The organism is Micromonospora sp. MW-13 (assembly GCF_003434305.1).
GTDB lineage: Bacteria > Actinomycetota > Actinomycetes > Mycobacteriales > Micromonosporaceae > Micromonospora.
The window spans coordinates 84,190-103,249 of record NZ_QKKX01000062.1 but is presented as its reverse complement, the minus strand read 5'-3'; the positions used below and the strand labels follow the sequence as shown (position 1 = coordinate 103,249).

At 74.5% G+C, this 19,060-nt stretch carries 11 protein-coding genes and 1 pseudogene; 10 read left to right on the top strand and 2 right to left on the bottom strand.

The annotated features are described in order from the left end of the window. Positions 1-5,206 (bottom strand): type I polyketide synthase (locus C5N14_RS26825; RefSeq protein WP_117671960.1); only part of this gene is annotated, 5,206 nt, incomplete at its 3' end. An 836-nt stretch (positions 5,207-6,042) separates the two neighbouring features. On the opposite strand from C5N14_RS26825, the gene C5N14_RS26820 reads away from it, so the two are divergent. Both C5N14_RS26820 and nhaA read left to right on the top strand, forming a co-directional pair. Next, positions 6,043-6,972 carry a sulfite exporter TauE/SafE family protein gene (locus C5N14_RS26820; protein ID WP_117671929.1) on the top strand — a complete coding sequence of 310 codons (930 nt, stop codon included), beginning with the start codon at positions 6,043-6,045 and terminating at the stop codon, positions 6,970-6,972. A gap of 873 nt (positions 6,973-7,845) precedes the next feature. Further along, positions 7,846-9,201 carry a Na+/H+ antiporter NhaA gene (gene nhaA, locus C5N14_RS26815; RefSeq protein WP_243640061.1) on the top strand — a complete coding sequence of 452 codons (1,356 nt, stop codon included), beginning with the start codon at positions 7,846-7,848 and terminating at the stop codon, positions 9,199-9,201. Positions 9,202-9,316: 115 nt separating this feature from the next. On the opposite strand, the gene C5N14_RS26810 is transcribed toward nhaA, so the two are convergent. Further along, positions 9,317-9,883 (bottom strand): STAS domain-containing protein, encoded by a 567-nt coding sequence (locus tag C5N14_RS26810; protein ID WP_117671925.1) that lies wholly within the window; start codon positions 9,881-9,883, stop codon positions 9,317-9,319. 505 nt (positions 9,884-10,388) lie between these two features. Here C5N14_RS26810 and C5N14_RS26805 point away from each other — a divergent pair. The 8 genes and pseudogenes from C5N14_RS26805 to C5N14_RS26770 all read left to right on the top strand — a co-directional run bounded on the left by C5N14_RS26805 (position 10,389) and on the right by C5N14_RS26770 (position 18,993). Further along, positions 10,389-11,789, top strand: coding sequence for an MBL fold metallo-hydrolase (locus tag C5N14_RS26805; protein WP_117671923.1), 1,401 nt, complete (start codon positions 10,389-10,391; stop codon positions 11,787-11,789). 164 nt (positions 11,790-11,953) lie between these two features. Further along, positions 11,954-12,553 (top strand): rhodanese-like domain-containing protein, encoded by a 600-nt coding sequence (locus C5N14_RS26800; RefSeq protein ID WP_117671921.1) that lies wholly within the window; start codon positions 11,954-11,956, stop codon positions 12,551-12,553. Beyond that, positions 12,550-13,479 (top strand): annotated as a pseudogene (locus tag C5N14_RS26795) (sulfite exporter TauE/SafE family protein); the annotation flags it as partial. The gene C5N14_RS26800 and the pseudogene C5N14_RS26795, both read left to right, overlap by 4 nt. Positions 13,480-13,543: 64 nt before the next feature. Further along, positions 13,544-15,085 carry an ABC transporter substrate-binding protein gene (locus tag C5N14_RS26790; RefSeq protein WP_117671919.1) on the top strand — a complete coding sequence of 514 codons (1,542 nt, stop codon included), beginning with the start codon at positions 13,544-13,546 and terminating at the stop codon, positions 15,083-15,085. A 17-nt stretch (positions 15,086-15,102) separates the two neighbouring features. Further along, entirely contained in the window at positions 15,103-16,047 is a 945-nt protein-coding gene (locus C5N14_RS26785) for an ABC transporter permease (RefSeq protein WP_117671917.1), read from the top strand. Continuing rightward, on the top strand, positions 16,044-16,925 hold the full coding sequence (locus C5N14_RS26780; protein WP_117671915.1) for an ABC transporter permease: 882 nt from the start codon (positions 16,044-16,046) through the stop codon (positions 16,923-16,925). Before C5N14_RS26785 ends, C5N14_RS26780 begins: the two co-directional genes overlap by 4 nt. Beyond that, entirely contained in the window at positions 16,922-17,962 is a 1,041-nt protein-coding gene (locus C5N14_RS26775; protein ID WP_243640060.1) for an ABC transporter ATP-binding protein, read from the top strand. The genes C5N14_RS26780 and C5N14_RS26775 overlap by 4 nt, the downstream gene beginning before the upstream one ends. Beyond that, on the top strand, positions 17,959-18,993 hold the full coding sequence (locus C5N14_RS26770; protein ID WP_117671913.1) for an ABC transporter ATP-binding protein: 1,035 nt from the start codon (positions 17,959-17,961) through the stop codon (positions 18,991-18,993). Before C5N14_RS26775 ends, C5N14_RS26770 begins: the two co-directional genes overlap by 4 nt. Positions 18,994-19,060: the final 67 nt, after the last annotated feature.

The following is a 19,060-nucleotide window of genomic DNA, read 5'->3' as shown; positions in this document are numbered from 1 at the left end:
CCGCGACGCTCGGCCCGGCCGGAGCCGCCGGCGCGGGCGTCGGGACGATGGTGCCCACGGCGGGCGAGACGGGGACGACGGCCGGGGCGACCGGCATCGCCGGGGCGAGCGCCGTGGCCAGCGCCGCTGCGCCGTTCGCCGCCACCATCGCTGGCACCGCGGCCGGGGCGGGCGACGGCGCCGACTCCTGCGGCAGCGCGGCGGGCGCGTACCCCTCGACCCGGTACGCCTCGGCGGGCTGCCAGACGGGCCGTTCCCCGCCGCCGAAGTCGCCGAGGAAGGCGAGCATCACGTCCCGTTGGGTGGCGATCATGTCCCGGGTGGTGCGCAGGTACTCGCTGAGCAGCTCGCCCCGGATGTCCCGGACACCGGGGTCGGCGCCGGGGCCGCTGCCGGTGGCGGTGGCGGTGCCGTTCGCTGAGGTCATCGACAGCTCCTTGATCCGTCGGGGAGGGGTCATGCCACCGGGAAGGCAGTCGCCGTGCTGGTCCCGGACGAGCTGCCCGTCGACCGTCCACAGCGGACGACGGGTCGGTGCGGCGCCGGGGGCGTCGCCCGCGACCCGGCCCTGGAAGAGCCAGTCGGGGCGTACCGGCGCGCCGGCGCAGGCGAGTTCGGCGACCGAGATCAGGAATCCGCGCAGCCCCTCGGCCGGGCCACCCTCACCGGCGATCGCCCGGTGCGGCCGGTCGCCGAGCACCGCCCGTACCAGCCGGGTGAGCACCTGGCCGGGGCCGACCTCGACGAAGAGGCGGGCGCCGGCGGCGTACATCGCCTCGATCTGCTCGACGAAGCGGACCGGCGCGCCGATCTGCTCGGCGAGGTGGTGGCGTACCTGGTCGGCGTCGCCGGCGTACGGCGCGGCGGTGAGGTTGGACCAGACCGGGATGCGCGGCTCGGCGATCCGCCGGTCGGCGAGCACCTCGGCGAAGGTCTCCACCGCGCCGGCCACCACCGGGCTGTGGAAGGCACAGGCCACCGGGATGGCCTTGGCCGACAGCCCGGACTCCTTGAGCGCGACCACCGCCGCCCGCACCTTCGCGGTCGGACCGGAGACCACCACCTGCCTCGGGGCGTTCCGGTTGGCCAGTACCACCTCGCTGGTCAGGCCGGCGCCCGCGAGGGCCTGCGCCACCTCGTCCGCGGTGGCGTTGACCGCCGCCATGGTGCCCGGGTCCTCGCCGCAGGCGCCCAGGATGGCCGCCGCCCGCTCCCGGCTGAGGTCCAGCAGGGTGGTCGCGTCGAAGGCCCCGGCGACGCACAGGCCGACCAGTTCGCCGTAGCTGTGCCCGGCGGTCATGTCCGGCCGGACGCCGAGGCGGCGCAGCAGGTGGTCGACGGCGAGGCCGCCGATGCCCAGCACCGGCTGGGCGACCCGGGTGTCGCGCACCCGGTCCTCCTGCGCGCGCCGGGACTCGTGGTCGAACGCGGTCGGTGGGAAGAGCAGCTCCGCGGCGGACCGGTCGAGTTCGAGGTAGTGCCGCAGCTCCGGGAAGGCGACGAACAGTTCCGCGAGGGCCCCCGGGCGCTGGCTGCCCTGCCCGGGGAAGAGGAAGGCCACCTGGCCGGGCCCCACCGGGTCGGTCTCCGTTGGCTGGACCAGGCCCCGGGCCGGGTCGTGCTCACCGGCGAGGGCCCGGCGCAGCAGCGTCTCCAGCTCGGGCAGGCTTCGGGCCACCACCGCCACCCGGGTCGGTCCGGACCGGTTGGCGGCCTTCGCGGCCACCGCGGCGGCCAGCTCGGCCAGCCGGCCCGGCCGGTTCCGACCCGCGTCGGCGGCGAGGCTCTCCAGAAGCTGCCGGACCGGCTGGTGGGCCGCGGCCCGGTCGGCGCCGCGGAAGCAGAACAGCTCCGCCGGCCACAGCCGCCGCGCGTGCCGGGGCTCCGGGGCGCCCGCGTACGCGCCGAGCACCGCGTGGAAGTTGGTGCCGCCGAAACCGAATGCGCTGACCCCGGCGATCCGCTCGCCGGCCGGCGCCGGCCACGGGCGGGCCTCGGTGAAGAACACGAACGGGCTCTGCTGCGGGTGCCAGGCCGGGTTGGGACGCTCCAGGTGGATCGTGGGCGGCCGGATCCCGTGGTACAGCGCCAGGGTCGCCTTGATCACCCCGGCCAGCCCGGCGGCGCACTTGGTGTGCCCGATCTGGGACTTCACCGAGCCGAGTGCGCAGCCGCCCGGTTCGGCGCCGGCCTCGACGAACATCCGGGTCAGCGTCTCCAGTTCGGTGCGGTCGCCGACCACGGTGCCGGTGCCGTGCGCCTCCACCAGCCCCACGTCCCGCGGTGAGATGCCGGTGCGGTGGTAGGCCCGGTCCAGCGCCCGGCGCTGCCCCTCGGGACGCGGGGCGGTCAGGCCGAGGGCCCGCCCGTCGCTGGCCCCGCCGAGCCCCTTGATCACGCCGTAGATCCGGTCGCCGTCGCGCTCGGCGTCGGCCAGCCGCTTGAGCACGACGCAGGCCACCCCCTCGCCGAGGGCGATCCCGTCGCCGGTGCTGTCGAAGGGCCGCGACCGGCCGGTGGGGGACAGCGCGTGCGCCGAGGTGAACATCAGGTAGTCGTTGACGCCGTTGTGCAGGTCGGCGCCGCCGCAGATCATCAGGTCGCTGTCGCCGCTGGCCAGCTCCTTGCAGGCGGCGTCCATCGCGGCCAGCGAGGAGGCGCAGGCGGCGTCGATGGTGTAGTTCGGCCCGCCCAGGTCGAGCCGGTTGGCCACCCGGCCGGCGATCACGTTGGCCAGCACGCCCGGGAAGCTGTCCTCGCTGACCGTGGGCAGCAGCTCCTCCATCTCCTCGGGCACCTCGCCGAGGTAGGCCGGGAGCATGGTGCGCAGGGTCTGCGCGTGGCCCATGTCGCTGCCCGCCTCGGCGCCGAAGACCACGCCGGTACGGGAGTGGTCCACGCCCGGGGCGTCGTAGGCGTACCCGGCGTCGACCAGCGCCCGGTGGGAGACCTCCAGGGCGAGAAGCTGGGTCGGGTCGATGCTGCTCAGCGCCGACGGCGGGATGCCGTAGCCGATGGCGTCGAAGGGCACCGGCTCGATGAACCCGCCCCACTTGGAGACGCTGATCCGGCCGGTCCGACCCGGTCCGACCTCGGGGGCGTAGTAGACGCTGGTGTCCCAACGGTCGGCCGGGACCTCGGTGACCGCGTCGGTGCCGTTGAGCACGGTGCGCCAGAAGCTGTCCAGGTCGGGGGAGCCCGGCAGCATGCACGCCATGCCGACGATGGCGATGTCCAGCGGGGCGGGCGGCTCCTCGACCCCGGCGGCCGGCGGCGCGAGCCGGGCGCGCAGCGTGTCGAGCCGGTCGGCGTGGAAGCCCCGTACCTCGGTGGTGACCGCCTCGTGCAGCTCCGCGACGGTGGTGGGGGCGGCGCGCAGCACCGCGACCTGGCCGGCCATGAACAGCCCTTCGGCGGCCTGGACGGCCTCGTCGACGGACTCGATGACCTCGCCGGAGCGGCGCAGGCCCTTGCTGGCGATCCGCAGCCGCCCGACATTGAGCAGCTCCAGTTGCTCCCACACCTCGCGGTTCTGCACCCCCGCGCTCTGCAACTGGTCGCGTAGCTGGTGGAAGTCGTCGACGAACGGGGTGTGCAGGCACCGGGTGGCGTGCCCGGGGGCGGTCTCCAGCAGCGCCGTGCGCTCGGCGGTGAGCGCCTCGCGCTGGAACATCGGCTGGACCGCGCCGTGCTCCACCGCCTCCGCCGTGAACAGGTACGCGGTGCCCATCAGCACGCCGATCCGGCCGCCCCGGCGGGCCAGCGGCGCGGCCATCGTGGCGACCATCGCCGCCGACCGGGCGTCGTGCACGCCGCCGGCGAAGAAGACCTGCACCTGCCCGGCCGCGGCGGGGTCGGTGTCGAGGTACTCGTCGAGCACCAGCAGTTGGGCCTCCCACAGCGGGAAGCTGGCCCGCGGTCCGACGTGACCGCCGCACTCGGCGCCCTCGAAGATGAACTTGCGGGCCCCCGAGCGCAGGAACTGCCGCAGCAGGCCGGGGGAGGGCACGTGCAGGAAGGTGCTGATCCCCTGCTCCTCCAGCGCGCGGGCCTGGGGCGGCCGGCCACCGGCGATGATCGCGCAGGCGGGACGCAGCTCCCGGATGACCTCCAGTTGCGCGGCGCGCAGCTCCTCGGGGGCGAAGCCGAGCACCCCGACACCCCACGGGCGGTCGCCGAGCAGCCCGGCGGTCTCGGTGAGCATCCGGCGGCACTGGTCGGCCGAGTTCAGGGCGAGCGCGAGGAACGGCAGCGCGCCGTCGTCGGCGACCGCGGCGGCGAAGGACGCCTCGTCGCTGACCCGGGTCATCGGCCCCTGGGCGACCGGCACCCGCACCCCGAGCGTCTCCGCGAGGGGGGCGCCCGGCAGCAGCAACTCACCGGCGTCCGGGCCGTCGACGGCGTCGAGCATCGCCGCCCGGATCCCCCGGACGGCGGCGGCCGTGTCCGGCCAGCGGTCGGCGAAGACCCCGGCCAGCCACCCGTCCTGACCGACGGGCAGCAGCTCGGAGTGCTCCTCGTGCGGCCCGCCCCGGCGCATTCCCCGCATCCCGTCGCGCAGGACGGTCTCCGAGCCGTCCATCCGCCGGATCCCGGCCCGGACGTCCGCCGGCAGCTCCGACTCGGGCATCAGGGCGAGCTGGGTGTCCAGCACCACCCCGGCGGCACCGCCGACCAGGCACGCCCCGGCGGTGCGGGGGCCGATCCCGCCGGCCACCCAGACCGGCAGGTCGAGGGCGTCGTCCGCGACGAGCTGCTGGAGCAGGACGAACGAGCTGAGGTCGCCGACCCGTCCGCCGGCCTCCATGCCACGGGCGACCAGCCCGTGCGCGCCGGCCGCCGCCGCGGCCCGCGCCTCGTCCCGGCTGGTCACCTCCACCAGCACCCGGTAGCGGCCGGTGAGCCCGGCCAGCGGCCAGGGGCTGCCCGGCTCGACCAGCACCAGGTCCACCCGGCCGGGCGCGGCGCGGTCCACGTCGTCCGGGGTGGCCCGGCACCCCGCCGGCACCCGGACGCCGATCGGCGTGGGGGACCAGGACGCGGCCTGGGCGAGCGCGCGCAGCGACCAGTCGTCGCCGCCGGCCAGGTCGACGATGCCCCGCCCGCCACCGGCGCTGGCGGCGGCCGTGATTCGTGGGCCCGGTTCGAGGACGCCGACGGGATTGACAACCATGATCAGGTCGCGCGTGTGCGGTGCAGTACTCATCAGGCTCCCACTTCGGTCGCGAGGAGATCGCGGTGCGACGGGCTGGACCGGCCGGCCGAACGCCGGCGATCAACGTCTGAATCCGCGGCAGTCAATGTCGCGCTGAGTCATAACATAGCCCCGCTCAGTTACGCCCCGGTTAAATCTGACCTACTCGACCGACGAGGTGAAGATTTCCTACTCATGCGGCGGGATATGTCGTCGGGGTGGCCAGGCAATACTTCCGAAGGTTCGGTCCGGGTTGGCCGCGAGTGGCGTCGAGCGGGGTGGCGCGGCGATTGTTGACTTCATTACAAAATTGTTTTCCGCCCCCGTGGGGTCGGCCGGGGTGGGCGATTCATCCCCACTGTGTCCCACTATGTGGAACGGGTCTTGCTCTGAGGCGTGGCCGACGCCAACGATCCGTGTCTATGTCGTAGTCGTTATTACCCATCGATTAACTGTGCCATTCGGAGGCGAGGTGAGATTCGATGGCGATCGCCACAGGCTCCGACGCGATGGTTCGCTGTGACCCGCGTCACTTGCTGGTCGGTAGTTGACGCCGGCGTCGGGAGCGACCGACGACGGTCAGCGCGAACCCTGGCCGACGCCGCCGGCAATCGTTCTGTTCTGGTCAGACGTCGGCCTCGGCGGCACCCGGGCCGACTCGCTTAACGATCGTTTTTGTACCCTCTGTCGGAATGCTTAGCGCCCCCGTTCGACGACCGGCGCGCTGTCTTCTCCGGCGGGCTCCGCACCCCTGCACAGACCCCGGCCGGCCGGGACCCGGGACCGCCTACGGCGGCCCGTCCCGTCGGCACTGCCTTCCCCATTCATCTTTCGGATCGGCGGTTATTGTGCGTAAACTCCTGCTCCTCGCCCTCGTCGGCCTTGGTGCGCAACTGGTCGACGGCAGCCTCGGGATGGCGTATGGCGTGACGTCCACGACGCTGCTGCTGGCCATCAACACCGGCGCCGCGAGCGCCTCGGCAACTGTTCACCTGGCCGAGATCGGCACCACCCTCGTCTCGGGCGCAGCCCACTGGAGGTTCGGCAACGTCGACTGGACGGTGGTCCGCAGGGTCGGCGTGCCGGGCGCCCTCGGCGCCTTCGCCGGCGCGACCTTCCTGTCCAGCCTCTCCACCGCGACCGCGGCCCCGATCATGTCGTTGATCCTGCTCTCCCTCGGGCTGTACGTGCTGGTCCGGTTCACCGTCTCCGGGCTGCCCCGGGGACGCGTCGGACTGCCGCTGCGCAAGCGCTTCCTCGGGCCGCTGGGGCTGGTCGCCGGCTTCGTCGACGCCACCGGCGGTGGCGGCTGGGGGCCGGTCGGTACCCCCGCGATCCTGGCCAGCGGCCGGCTGGAGCCCCGTCGGGTGATCGGCTCGATCGACACCAGCGAGTTCCTGGTGGCGGTGGCCGCCAGCCTGGGCTTCCTGGTCGGGATCGGTTCCGAGAACATCAACTTCGGCTGGGTGGCCACGCTGCTGCTCGGCGGCATGGTCGCCGCGCCGATCGCCGCCTGGCTGGTGCGGATGGTCCCGCCCCGGGTCCTCGGGTCCGCCGTCGGCGGAGTCATCGTCCTGACCAACGTCCGTACCCTGCTGGTCAGCGATTGGATCGACGCCCCGGCCGGCGTCCGGTACACCAGCTACCTGGCGATCGCGCTGGCCTGGGTGGCGGCAGTGGCCTGGTCGCTGCGCCGGCATCTGGCCGACCGGCACGTCGAGCCGGTCGGCGCCGGCAGCGAGGGCGGCTCCGGGGAGCCCGCCACCGCGTCGAGCTGACGGGCGTCGCCCGTCGGACCGCGACCCGGCGGAGACCCGGACCGGGCCTCCGCCGGGCCCTTCCCGTCCGGAGCGGCCGGCCACCGCGTTTCTCTCCGGCCACCGCGTTTCTCTCCGGCCGGTGCCCGGGTTCCCGTCGCGATGGGACCGCGCGACGGGAACCCGGGCCCCGGGGAGGGGGTCGGGACGGGGGACCCGGACCCCACTGTGGACACCCGCTGGGCCCGCGTTCCCGTCGCTGCATTCACGATGGGTCGGCGGCGGGCGCCGCGGAAGGGGGAGTCGTGTTCCCGCCAGGAAGGCTGCCGTAGTGGGCGGCGGGGCACATCGATCGGCCGGCCGTGCCGGCGCAAGCGTCGGTGGGCCCCGCCCCGACCGGCGAAAGACGAATGCCACTCGGCTGCCGGGGCGGATCGCCGGGCCGGGCGGCGTCGGCCGTCCGGATCGACAAGATCGGCCGGGGGCGGGACGACCGTCCGAGGCGCCGGGACGGCCCGCCCGCCGGCGAGCCACGGGCACGCCGTCCCGCACCGCCCTCGGTCCCGGGACGGGCGACGCGGGTGGCGGGTGGGCCTTCGCCGCGCCCGCAGGGCCACGGCGACCACCAGCGCGGCGCACAGCAGTCCGATCTTCGTTCTCATGGACATGTTCCTCCGGAGGACGTGACTGGCGGGGGTGCCGATCGAGGCTGCCCGGCGCCCGATCATGTCCGGCTCAGGTACATCCATCAGCATGGATAGGTCGTGCCCGTCTGGCAGCCTGCGACGTGGTGCCGGCGGGCAGCCGGCGGCGGGGTGACCGCCTCCGCCGTCGCGTCCCCGGGCCTGGCAGGATAGCGTTGGACTCCTGGTGTGCCGGGAAGTCTGGTCGGCGATGGATGACGCGACCCCTGCCGACGAGGAGCCCCCCGTGCCCGACGCCCCCCGGCGCCGTACCAGCCTGTTCGCCCGCCGCTCGTGGGGTGAGACCAGTCGCATCTCGGCGATCCTGCGCAAGGAGACGGTTGGCGGGGCGCTGCTGCTCGCCGGGGCCCTGCTGGCCCTGATCTGGTCGAATTCGCCCTGGTCCGACGGGTACCAGGCGCTGCGGGACCTCCGGTTCGGCCCGGCGGCGGTGCACCTGGACCTCAGCCTCGCCACCTGGGCCGCCGACGGCCTGCTGGCGATCTTCTTCTTCGTCGCCGGGTTGGAGCTCAAGCGCGAGTTCGTCGCCGGGGACCTGCGCGACCCGCGCCGCGCGGCGGTGCCGGTGGCCGCCGCAGTGGGCGGGGTGCTCGTGCCGGCAGCCCTCTACTGGATGATCGCCGGCGATGGGGCCGCGAAGGGCTGGGCGATCCCGACCGCGACCGACATCGCCTTCGCCCTGGCCGTGCTCGCCGTGGTCGGCCGGTTCCTGCCCTCGGCGCTGCGCACGTTCCTGCTCACCCTGGCCGTGGTCGACGACCTGCTGGCCATCGTCATCATCGCCGTGTTCTACACCTCCGACCTGGCGGTCGGGCCACTGCTGGGCGCGTTGGTCCCGCTGGCGGTCTTCGGCCTGCTGGTGCGGCGCCGGGTGCGTTCCTGGTGGCTGCTGCTGCCATTGGCGGCGGTGACCTGGGCGCTGGTGCACGAGTCCGGGGTGCACGCCACCGTCGCCGGCGTGCTGCTGGCCTTCACCGTGCCGGTGCTGCGCAGCGAGGCCGGCGGCGGTCCGGAGGGCGGCCCGGGGCTGGCCGAGCACTTCGAGCACCGGTTCCGTCCACTCTCGGCCGGCGTCGCGGTGCCGGTCTTCGCGTTCCTGTCCGCCGGCGTCACCGTCGGCGGCCTTGCCGGGCTGGCCACCGCCCTGACCGACCGGGCGGCGCTCGGCATCGTCGTCGGCCTGGTGCTCGGCAAGCCGATCGGCATCATGCTGGCGACCTGGCTCGTGTCCCGGTTCACCCGGGCCGACCTCGACGAGGGGCTGAACTGGCTCGACGTTCTCGGCCTGGCGCTGCTGGGCGGGATCGGGTTCACCGTCTCGCTGCTGATCGGGGAACTGGCCTTCGGCCTGGGCAGCGAGCGCGACGGCCACGTCAAGGTGGCGGTGCTCACCGGTTCCCTGGTCGCCGCCGTACTGGCCACGGTGATCCTGCGGGGCCGCAGCCGGTTGTACCGGCGGGTGCACGAGGCCGAGACCGTCGACCTCGACCGCGACGGGGTGCCGGACGTCTACCAGCGGGAGTCCGGACGGCCCGAGGGCCGCTGAGCCGGACCGGATCCGTAGCCCGCCCGGCCTGGTGGTCCCCGGCGCCCGGCGGACCGGGCGGTCCACCCGGCGCCGGGGCGGCGGGCCGGCGTTCACCGCCCCGGGGCTAGGTGCTTCAGCGCCCCGGGGTGCGGGCGGGTCGGGGGCGGTCCAGCAGGGCCTCGTGCTGGGTGTCGAAGACCGGGAACACTCCGTCGAGCCGCATCGTGTGCAGCACGGTGCGGACGAACCGGGACGGGGCGGCGAGGCACAGCACGACGCCCCGGTTCCTGGCCTGCTGGTGCGCCCGCACCAGCAGGCCCAGACCGGTCGAGTCGATCTGCTCCACGCCGTGCAGGTCCACGACGGCCCGCCCGTCGAACTCGACCGTGTCGTCGAGCGCGGCGCGTAGGGCGTTCTCGTCCCGGCCCGTGACCTGGTCGCAGTCGTCGACGTGGTCCAGCCCGAGGGCCTGGCCGGTCCCGAGTGCCCCGGCATGCTGGGGGCTGCCCTCCGAACCGGCGATGCTGCACGGCGGGCAGCGGTGCGGGCCGACGGCGAAGGGCGAGCCGCTCCAGCCGTGTTCGGACACCAGCGTCCAGACCACCTCGGCGTCGGGCAGCACGCAGGCGTGACCGGTGGTGCTGTCGCCGCAGTCGTCGCAGATCAGCGTCATCAGGTGATCGTCCGGTACGACGGTCATCCCGGATTCCTCTCGTTGTCCGCTGCCATGGTCGGGCCCGGCGGACGTCGACCGGGCCTCGGGGTGGCGCCGGCCCGACCCGCCGGTCACCGTCTGGCGGAGGGTGCGGGGCCGCCGCGGCGTCTGGGCAACCGCAACCCTGCTACGTGGTTTTGGAGGGGATCTCCCAGTTGCATGACAGTTGTGTGACAAAACCACCGGCCGCCGGACTCCACGCCGTCCCCACCCCGGCGCCTGGCGACGGTGATCAAGAGGTTTGCGTCAGGCCGCGCCCCGGTTCCGACGCAAACCTCTTGATCGCCAGGGCGAGGCGGGGCCGGGGTGGGGCGGGGTGGGCGGGGGTGGCGGGGGGATACCCCAGGGGGTATGGTGGGGTGCGGGGTGGGGTGGTTGGCGCTGCCGCGTAGTGGCGGCGCTGGCGGGTAACCGCACCTCGGGAAACCGACGCAGAGGTGTGTCGTCGCTATACCCCCCGGGGTATAGCGGTTCGAGAAGGGAGAACGCAGTGACCGTTGAGGTGTCCGTGCTCGCCACCTCCTCGCTCGGCGACCGCAGCTACCTGGCCTCCGACGGGCGGGTCGGGATCGTGGTCGACCCACAGCGCGACATCGACCGGGTCCTGTACCTGGCCGGGGAGCGGGGGGTGCGGATCACGCACGTGGTGGAGACGCACCTGCACAACGACTACGTCTCCGGCGGCCTGGAGCTGGCCCGGCTCACCGGCGCGCGCCACCTGGTCGCCGCGGCCGACGACGTCCGCTTCGACCGGACGCCGGTGGCCGACGGTGACGAGGTCGCGGTCTCCGGCGCCCTGCGGCTGCGCGTGGTCGCCACCCCCGGGCACACCTTCCACCACCTGTCGTACGTCCTCGACGAGGCGGCCGGCGGCGACTGGCGGCCGGTCGGCGTCTTCACCGGCGGCTCGCTGCTGTTCGGCACCACCGGCCGCACCGACCTGCTCGGGCAGCGGCACGCCCACGAGTTGGCCCACCGCCAGCACGCCTCGGCCCGGCGGCTGGCCGACCTGTTGCCCGACGGCGCGCAGGTGTGGCCCACCCACGGCTTCGGCAGCTTCTGTTCGGCCAGCCAGGCCGACGCGCCCGAGTCCACCATCGGCCGGGAGAGGACGGCCAATCCGGTGCTCCGGCTCGCCGCCGACGACTTCGTCACCGAGACCCTCGCCGGCCTCGACGCGTACCCGGCCTACTACGCCCACATGGGCGTCACCAACGCCGCCGGGCCCGCGCCGGTCGACCTCACCCCGGTGGCCCGCGCCGACGCCGCCGGGCTGCGGGACCGGATCGCCGCCGGCGAGTGGGTGGTCGACCTGCGCCACCGCAGGGCGTACGCGGCCTCGCACCTGGCCGGCACCGTCGGCCTCGGCCTCGACGGGCCGATGTCCACCTGGCTCGGCTGGCTGATCGACTGGGGCGTCCCGATCACCCTGCTCGCCGAGACCCCCGAACAGGTCGCCGACGCCCAGCGGGAACTGGTGCGCATCGGCATCGACCGGCCCGCCGCCCAGGCCACCGGGCAGCCCGAGCAGTGGGCCGCCGGCCCGGGCCAGCTCCGCGAGCTGCGTACCGCCGACTTTCCGGCGCTGGCCGCCGCCCGTGCCGGCCGCACCCCGGCCGGGCTGCCCGACCCCGACGTGGTCCTCGACGTCCGGATGACCAACGAGTGGCGCGCCGGACACGTCGACGGCGCGGTGCACGTCCCGCTGCCCGAGCTGCCGGGGCGGCTCGCCGACGTGCCCGGCGGCGCGGTCTGGGTGCACTGCGGCTCCGGCTACCGGGCCACGGTCGCCGCGTCGCTGTTGGCCAACGCCGGCCGCGAGGTGGTCGTCGTCGACGACCGGTTCGACCGGGCCGAGGCGGCGGGCGTCGTCCTGGCCCCGGCCGACTGACCCGCCCGGCATCGATCCGCCCGGGATCGATGCGCCCGGCATCGATCCGCCCGGTGTGGACCCGTCCGCAGTGAACCACCCGGCAACCCGGCCCGCGCCGATCCGGCGCGGGCCGGGTGTCCCGTGCCCGCCGCCGTCCGGCGGCCCAGCCCGAACGAGGAGAGATGACCGTTTCCGAGCACAATGGCGCCGCCACCGTCGACGCCGCCACCCTGCGCGAGCTGATCGAGTCCGGCCGGTCGCCCCGCCTGCTGGACGTCCGGACCCCCGGCGAGTTCGAGAGCCTGCACATCCCCGGCGCGGAGAACGTGCCGCTCGACCGGCTCCGCGAGCACCGCGCGGAACTGCGCGCCCACCTCGACGGGGACGTCGTCCTGATCTGTCGTTCGGGCGCCCGCGCCGCCCAGGCCGAGCGGGCCCTGGCCGGGGTAGGGCTGCGGAACCTCAGGGTCCTGGCCGGCGGCATGCTGGCCTGGCAGGCCGCGCACGCCCCCGTCGCGCAGGGCCGTCCGCGCTGGGACCTGGAGCGGCAGGTCCGCCTCGTCGCCGGCACCATCGTCCTGGTCAGCGTCCTCGCCTCGGTGTTCGTGCCCGGGCTCAAGTGGGTCGCGGGCCTCGTCGGCGCCGGGCTGACCGTCGCCGCCGTGACGAACACCTGCGCCATGGGCCTGCTGCTCGGCAGGTTGCCCTACAACCGGGGCGCGCGCTGCGACGCCGACGGCGGCGCCCGGGGACTGCGCGCGGCCGGCGGGCGGCGGCCGTGACGGCGACCCTCGCGCTGACCGTCGGGCTGGCCGTCCTCGTCGGCGTCAGCCTCGGGCTGCTGGGCGGGGGCGGGTCGATCCTCGCCGTGCCGCTGCTGGTCTACGTCGCCGGTCTGCCGGCGAGGGAGGCGATCGCCACCTCGCTGCTCGTCGTCGGCGCGACCAGCGTCGTGGGCGTCCTGCCGCACGCCCGCGCCCACCGGGTCCGCTGGCGCACCGGCCTGGTCTTCGGTCTGGCCGGCATGGCCGGCGCGTACGCCGGTGGCCGCCTCGCCGGGTACGTCCCGGCCGGCGTCCTGCTCACCGGGTTCGCCGGCATGATGCTCGCCACCGCGGTCGCGATGATCCGAGGTCGGCGCACCGCCGGGGACCGGCCGGCGCCGCCCGCGCTGCCCCTGCCCCGGGTGCTCGCCGACGGGGCGGTTGTCGGCCTGGTCACCGGGCTCGTCGGCGCGGGCGGCGGGTTCCTGGTGGTGCCGGCCCTGACGCTGCTCGGCGGCCTGCCGATGCCGGTCGCCGTCGGCACCTCGCTGGTCGTCATCGCGATGAAGTCCCTCGCCGGCCTGGCCGGCTACCTCTCCAGCGTCACCGTCGACTGGGGCCTGGCCGCCGCAGTGACCGCCGCCGCCGTCGCCGGCAGCGTCCTCGGTGGCCGGCTCGCCGGCCGGCTCCCCGCCGACCTGCTGCGCCGGGCGTTCGGCTGGTTCGTGGTGGTGATGGGCGTGCTCGTCCTCGCCCAGCAGGTTCCTCGGCCGCTGTGGACCGACCCGCGGCCGTGGACCGCCGTGGCGGTGGCCGCCGTCGCCGTCGCCGTGGCCCTGACCGCCGGGCGCCGTCGGCTCCGTCGCCCCCTGGTTTCGTCGCCCCAGGTTTCGCAGTCGGTCCGAAACGGGCATGGTGGTGGGAAGCCGTCGAGGGTGGACGGGACGGATCGCGGCGCCCCGAGGGCCCCCGAACCCGTCCGGTCCACCACGGGAGGGGGACCGGTCCATGACCAGATCCAGGTTGGCCGGCGCGGTGCTCGCGCTCGGGCTCACCGCGGCAGCCGGGTGCAGCTCCGGCGAGAGCGTCGACGTCGGCGGTACCGGTGACCCGGGCGGCGGGGGAGCCGGGGGGACGCTCGCCGCGGCCATCGGCGGGGAGCCGGACCAGCTCGACCCGCACAGGACCTCGGCCTATTACAGCTTCCAGGTGCTGGAGAACGTCTACGACACCCTGGTCGAGCCGGGGGCGGACCTGCGCATGGGCCCGTCGCTGGCGACGAGCTGGACCACCAGCGACGACCAGCTCACCTGGACCTTCACCCTCCGCGAGGGGGTGCGGTTCTCCGACGGCTCGCCGCTGACCTCGCAGGACGTCGTCTACTCGTACAACCGGATCATCTCCGAGAAGCTGAACCAGGCGTACAAGTTCGAGACCGTGAGGTCGGTGACCGCGCCGGACCCGACCACCGTGGTCGTCGCGCTGCGCAAGCCCACCCCGAACCTGCTGGCCAACCTCGGCGGGTTCAAGGGCGTCGCGATCGTCGAGAAGTCCAATGTCGAGTCCGGGGCGGTGAAGACCAAGCCGGTCGGCAGCGGGCCCTTCGCGGTGGCCGGCTACACCTCCGGCGACAGCGTCAAGCTGGTCCGCAACGACGCGTACTGGGGTGGCCGGCCCAAGCTGGACGGGGTCACCTTCACCTTCGTCAAGGACCCCACGGTGGCCCTGCAGAACCTGCGTGGGGGCGAGGTCCAGTGGACCGACAACCTCCCGCCCCAGCAGGTCGCCGGGCTGAAGAAGCAGGGCGACGGCGTCACCGTCGAGTCGCGGTCCTCGACCGACTACTGGTACCTGGCGCTCAACCAGGGCCGCAAGCCGTACGACGACCTGAACGTGCGCCGGGCGATCGCCTTCGCCCTGGATCGTGAGGCGATCACCAAGGCGGCCAAGTTCGGCCTGGCGAAACCCAACCAGACCGCGATCCCCGAGGGCAGCTCCTGGTACTACGAGTACGCGCCGTACCGGCACGACCCGGCGCAGGCCCGGCAACTGCTCGGGCAGGCCGGCGTGCGCGGGCTGACCATGGACCTGATGGTGACCAACGAGTACCCGGAGACGGTCGCCGCCGCCCAGGTGATCGCCGCCCAGCTCAAGGACGTCGGGATCACCGTCAAGATCCGTACCCTCGACTTCGCCCAGTGGCTCGACGAGCAGGGCAAGAGCAACTTCGACGCGTTCCTGCTGGGCTGGCTCGGCAACATCGACCCGGACGAGTTCTACTACGCCCAGCACCGCACCGGCGCGACGTTCAACTTCCACGGGTACAGCAACCCCGCCGTCGACAAGCTCCTCGACGCCGGCCGGACCGAGACCGACCCGGCGGCCCGCAAGCGCACGTACGACCAGGCCGCGAAGCAGATCGTCGACGACGCCAGCTACCTGTACCTGTACAACCCCGAGGTGGTGCAGGGCTGGTCGAAGCAGGTGACCGGGTACCAGGTCCGCTCCGACCGGGCCGTCCGGTTCCGCGACGTCGGCCTCGTCCGGTGAGCTGACGGGAGCCTCGGATGGCGCGCTTCGTCCTTCGCCGGCTGCTCCAGTCGGTCGTCGTCCTGCTGGGGGTGACGCTCGTCGTCTTCCTCCTGCTCCAACTGGTGCCGGGCGACCCCGTCCGGGTCGCCCTCGGCACCCGCTTCGACCAGCAGACCTACGACGCGCTGCGGGAGCGGTCCGGCCTCGACCGGCCGCTCGTCGCGCAGTACGTCGGCTACGTCGGCCACGCGTTGACCGGCGACCTCGGGGTCAGCTTCCGCAGCGGCCAGCCCGTCACCACCATCGTGCTGGAGCGGCTGCCGGCCACGCTGTCCCTGGCGGTGACCGCCGTGCTGCTCGCCCTGCTGGTCGCCTTCCCGCTGGGCGTGCTCTCCGCCGTGCGCAGCGGCTCGGTCCTCGACCACGCCGCCCGGGTGTTCAGCCAGTTCGGGGTGTCGGTGCCCGACTTCTGGATGGGCATTATGGGCATCCTGCTCTTCGCCGGGGTGCTCGGCTGGCTGCCGCCGTCGGGATACGTGGCGCTGACCGAGGATCCGGCGGGATGGGCGTCGCACGTGCTGCTCCCGGCCGCGGCGGTCGGGCTGGTCACCGCCTCGATCCTCACCCGGTTCATCCGTTCCTCGGTGCTGGAGGTGCTCTCCGAGGACTACGTGCGCACCGCCGAGGCCAAGGGGCTGCGCTCCCGGATCGTGGTCGTCCGGCACGTGCTGCGCAACGCGCTGATCCCCGTGGTCACCGTGGTGGCGGTGCAGCTCGCCAGCCTGATCGGCGGGGTGATCGTGATCGAGGTGCTGTTCGCCTGGCCGGGCGTCGGAAGGCTCACCTACGACGCCGTCCAGGCCCGCGACTACCCGGTGCTCCAGGGCGCGGTGCTCTTCGTGGCCGCCCTGTTCCTGCTGATGAACCTGCTGGTGGACGTCCTCTACGCCCGCCTCGACCCGCGGATCGGCGTCCGGTGAGCGGCCATCCGGACGGCACGCCGCGCCGTGCCCTGTCCGCGCTGCGCCACGATCCGCCGGCCGTCGCCGGCACGGTCGTGCTGCTCCTGCTGCTCGTGGTCGGGGTGGCCGGCCGGTGGCTGGCGCCGGCCGGGGTCAACGACGTCGACGTCGACGGGATGCTCCGCCCGCCCAGCCCCGACCATCCGTTCGGCACCGACGAGCTGGGCCGCGACGTGCTCAGCCGGGTGCTCGTCGCCGCCCGGGTGTCGCTGGAGGTGGGCCTGGTCAGCGTCGGTATCGCGCTGCTGGTCGGGGTCACCGTCGGGCTGCTGGCCGGCTGGTACCGGGGCTGGGTGGACAACGTCCTGATGCGCGGCATGGACGTGCTGTTCGCGTTCCCGGTGCTGCTGCTCGCCGTCGCGATCGTCGCGGTGCTGGGGCCGGGCCTGCTCACCGCGATGGTCGCGATCGGGGTGGTCTACACCCCGATCTTCGCCCGGGTCACCCGGGCGGGCGTGCTCTCGGTGCGGGAGCAGGTCTTCGTCCGGGCGGCGGTGTCGATCGGGGCGTCCGACGCGCGGATCGTCCGCCGCCACGTGCTGCCCAACATCGCCGCGCCGCTGATCGTGCAGACGTCGCTCTCCCTGGCCTTCGCCATCCTGTCCGAGGCGGCCCTGTCCTTCCTCGGCCTCGGCATCCAGCCGCCGGATCCGGCGTGGGGCCGGATGCTCTACGACGGGCGCGGGTTCGTCACCGAGGCGTGGTGGCTCGGTGTCTTCCCCGGCGCCGCCATCTTCCTCACCGTGCTCGCCTTCAACCTGGTCGGCGACGCGCTGCGCGACGTGCTGGACCCGCGTCAGCTCACCGTCGGCGAGGCGAGGAGGAGCAGGGCATGAGGGAACGGAGCGGGCGGCCGACCCGCCCAGGCCACGCCGGCGCGCCGGCCCGCCGCGACCCCGCCGAACCGGTGTTGGCTATCGAGGACCTGACGGTGACGATCGGCACCCGCCGGGGCCCGGCCCGGGCGGTCGCGGGCGTCGACTGGTCGGTGCGGGCCGGCCAGACCCTCGCCCTGGTCGGCGAGTCCGGCAGCGGCAAGAGCATGACCGTGCTCGCCGCGACCGGCCTGGCCCCCCGCGCGGCCCGGGTCACCGGCCGGGTCCGGCTGCTCGGCGAGGAGCTGACCGTGCTGCCCGAGCCGCGCCGCCGCCGGCTGCGCGGCCGGCACGTCGGCTTCGTCTTCCAGGACCCGATGACCTCGCTCAACCCGGTGCTGACCGTGGGCCGGCAGGTGTCCGAGGGGTGCGAGGAACACCTGGGCATGACCCGCCGCCAGGCCCGGGAGCGGGCGGTGGAGCTGCTCGACCTGGTCGGCATCCCGTCGCCGCGGCGGCGCGCGGACGCGTACCCGCACCAGTTCTCCGGCGGGATGCGCCAGCGGGTCGTCATCGCGATGGCGCTGTCCTGCGAGCCGGACCTGCTGATCGCCGACGAGCCGACCACCGCGCTCGACGTCACCACCCAGGCGCAGATCGTCGAGCTGGTCGCCGACCTACGCCGCCGGCTCGGCACCGCCGTCGTCTGGATCACCCACGACCTGGGGGTGGTCGCCGGGGTCGCCGACACCGTCGCCGTGATGTACGGCGGACGGATCGTCGAGCAGGGCCCGGTCGACGCCGTGTTCGCCGCGCCGTCGCACCCGTACACCCGGGCGTTGCTGGCCGCCCGGCCCGACCCGGCCCACCGGGGCCGGGAGCTGCCGGCGATCCAGGGCGCGCCGCCGAGCCCGCTGGACCTGCCCGCCGGCTGCGCGTTCTGGCCCCGCTGCCCGGTGCGCGGCGACGCCCGCTGCGAGCACGAGCTGCCGCCCCTGGTCCCGGTGGCCCCCGGTCATCGGGTGCGCACCTTCTACCCGGGCAGGGAGGACGCATGACCGCCGACGCCGCCATCGGGCCGGGGGAGACCGTCGCCGAGCTGGCCGACCTGAAGGTGTGGTTCCCCGTGCCCGGCGGCGCCCCCGTCCGGGCCGTCGACGGGGTGTCGCTGCGCGTCCGCCGGGGCGAGACGCTCGGGCTGGTCGGCGAGTCGGGCAGCGGCAAGTCGACCACGGGGCTGGCGCTGCTGCGCCTGGTCGATCCGACGGCCGGCGTGGTCCGGGTCGACGGCCAGGACGTGACGCGGTGGTCCCGCCGCCGGCTGCGCGGCCTGCGCCGGCGGGTGGCCATGGTGTTCCAGGACCCGCAGGCGTCGCTGGACCCCCGCCGTACCATCGGGGCCAGCGTGGCCGAGCCGCTGGTGGTGCACCGGCTCGCCGACACCGCCGCCGCCCGGCGCCGTCGGGTCGCCGAGCTGCTGGAGATGGTCGGCCTGCGCGCCGACCTCGCCGACCGGCACCCGCACGAGCTCTCCGGCGGGCAACGCCAGCGGGTCGGCATCGCCCGCGCGCTGGCCGGCGAGCCCGACCTGATCGTCCTCGACGAGCCGATCGCCTCGCTCGACCTGAGCGTGCAGGCGCAGATCATGAACCTGCTCCGCGGGCTCCAGCGGGACCTCGGCCTCACCTACCTGTTCATCGCGCACGACCTGGCCGCCGTCGAGCACCTCAGCGACCGGGTCGCCGTGATGTACCTGGGCCGGATCGTGGAGACCGGCACGCCCGAGCAGTTGTACGGCGAGCCCGCCCACCCGTACACCGCCGCGCTGCTGTCGGCCATCCCGGTGGCCGATCCGCGGGTGGAGCGGCACCGCCGGCGGATCATCCTCAGCGGTGACGTCCCGAGCCCGGCGGACCCGCCCAGCGGCTGCCGGTTCCGGACCCGGTGCCCGCAGGCCCGTCCCGACTGCGCCGAGGTCGACCCGGCGCTGGTCGAGGTCGCCGCCGGCCAGCGGGCCGCCTGCCGGTACGCGGGGGAGGCCGTCCGGGCGATGCGGGCCCCGACGGCGGGCGAGGGTCCCGGCCGCTGACGCCCGCGCCCGGGGCCATCCGCCCGGGGCCATCCGCCCGGCCCGGATCCGCACCTCGATCCAGCTC

Excerpts from the sequence above, each read along its gene's own strand:
- nhaA (WP_243640061.1), top strand. The coding sequence starts at position 7,846 with ATGGATGACGCGACCCCTGCCGACGAGGAGCCCCCCGTGCCCGACGCC.
- C5N14_RS26810 (WP_117671925.1), bottom strand. The coding sequence starts at position 9,883 with ATGACCGTCGTACCGGACGATCACCTGATGACGCTGATCTGCGACGAC.
- C5N14_RS26800 (WP_117671921.1), top strand. The coding sequence starts at position 11,954 with ATGACCGTTTCCGAGCACAATGGCGCCGCCACCGTCGACGCCGCCACC.
- C5N14_RS26790 (WP_117671919.1), top strand. The coding sequence starts at position 13,544 with ATGACCAGATCCAGGTTGGCCGGCGCGGTGCTCGCGCTCGGGCTCACC.
- C5N14_RS26785 (WP_117671917.1), top strand. The coding sequence starts at position 15,103 with ATGGCGCGCTTCGTCCTTCGCCGGCTGCTCCAGTCGGTCGTCGTCCTG.
- C5N14_RS26775 (WP_243640060.1), top strand. The coding sequence starts at position 16,922 with ATGAGGGAACGGAGCGGGCGGCCGACCCGCCCAGGCCACGCCGGCGCG.
- C5N14_RS26770 (WP_117671913.1), top strand. The coding sequence starts at position 17,959 with ATGACCGCCGACGCCGCCATCGGGCCGGGGGAGACCGTCGCCGAGCTG.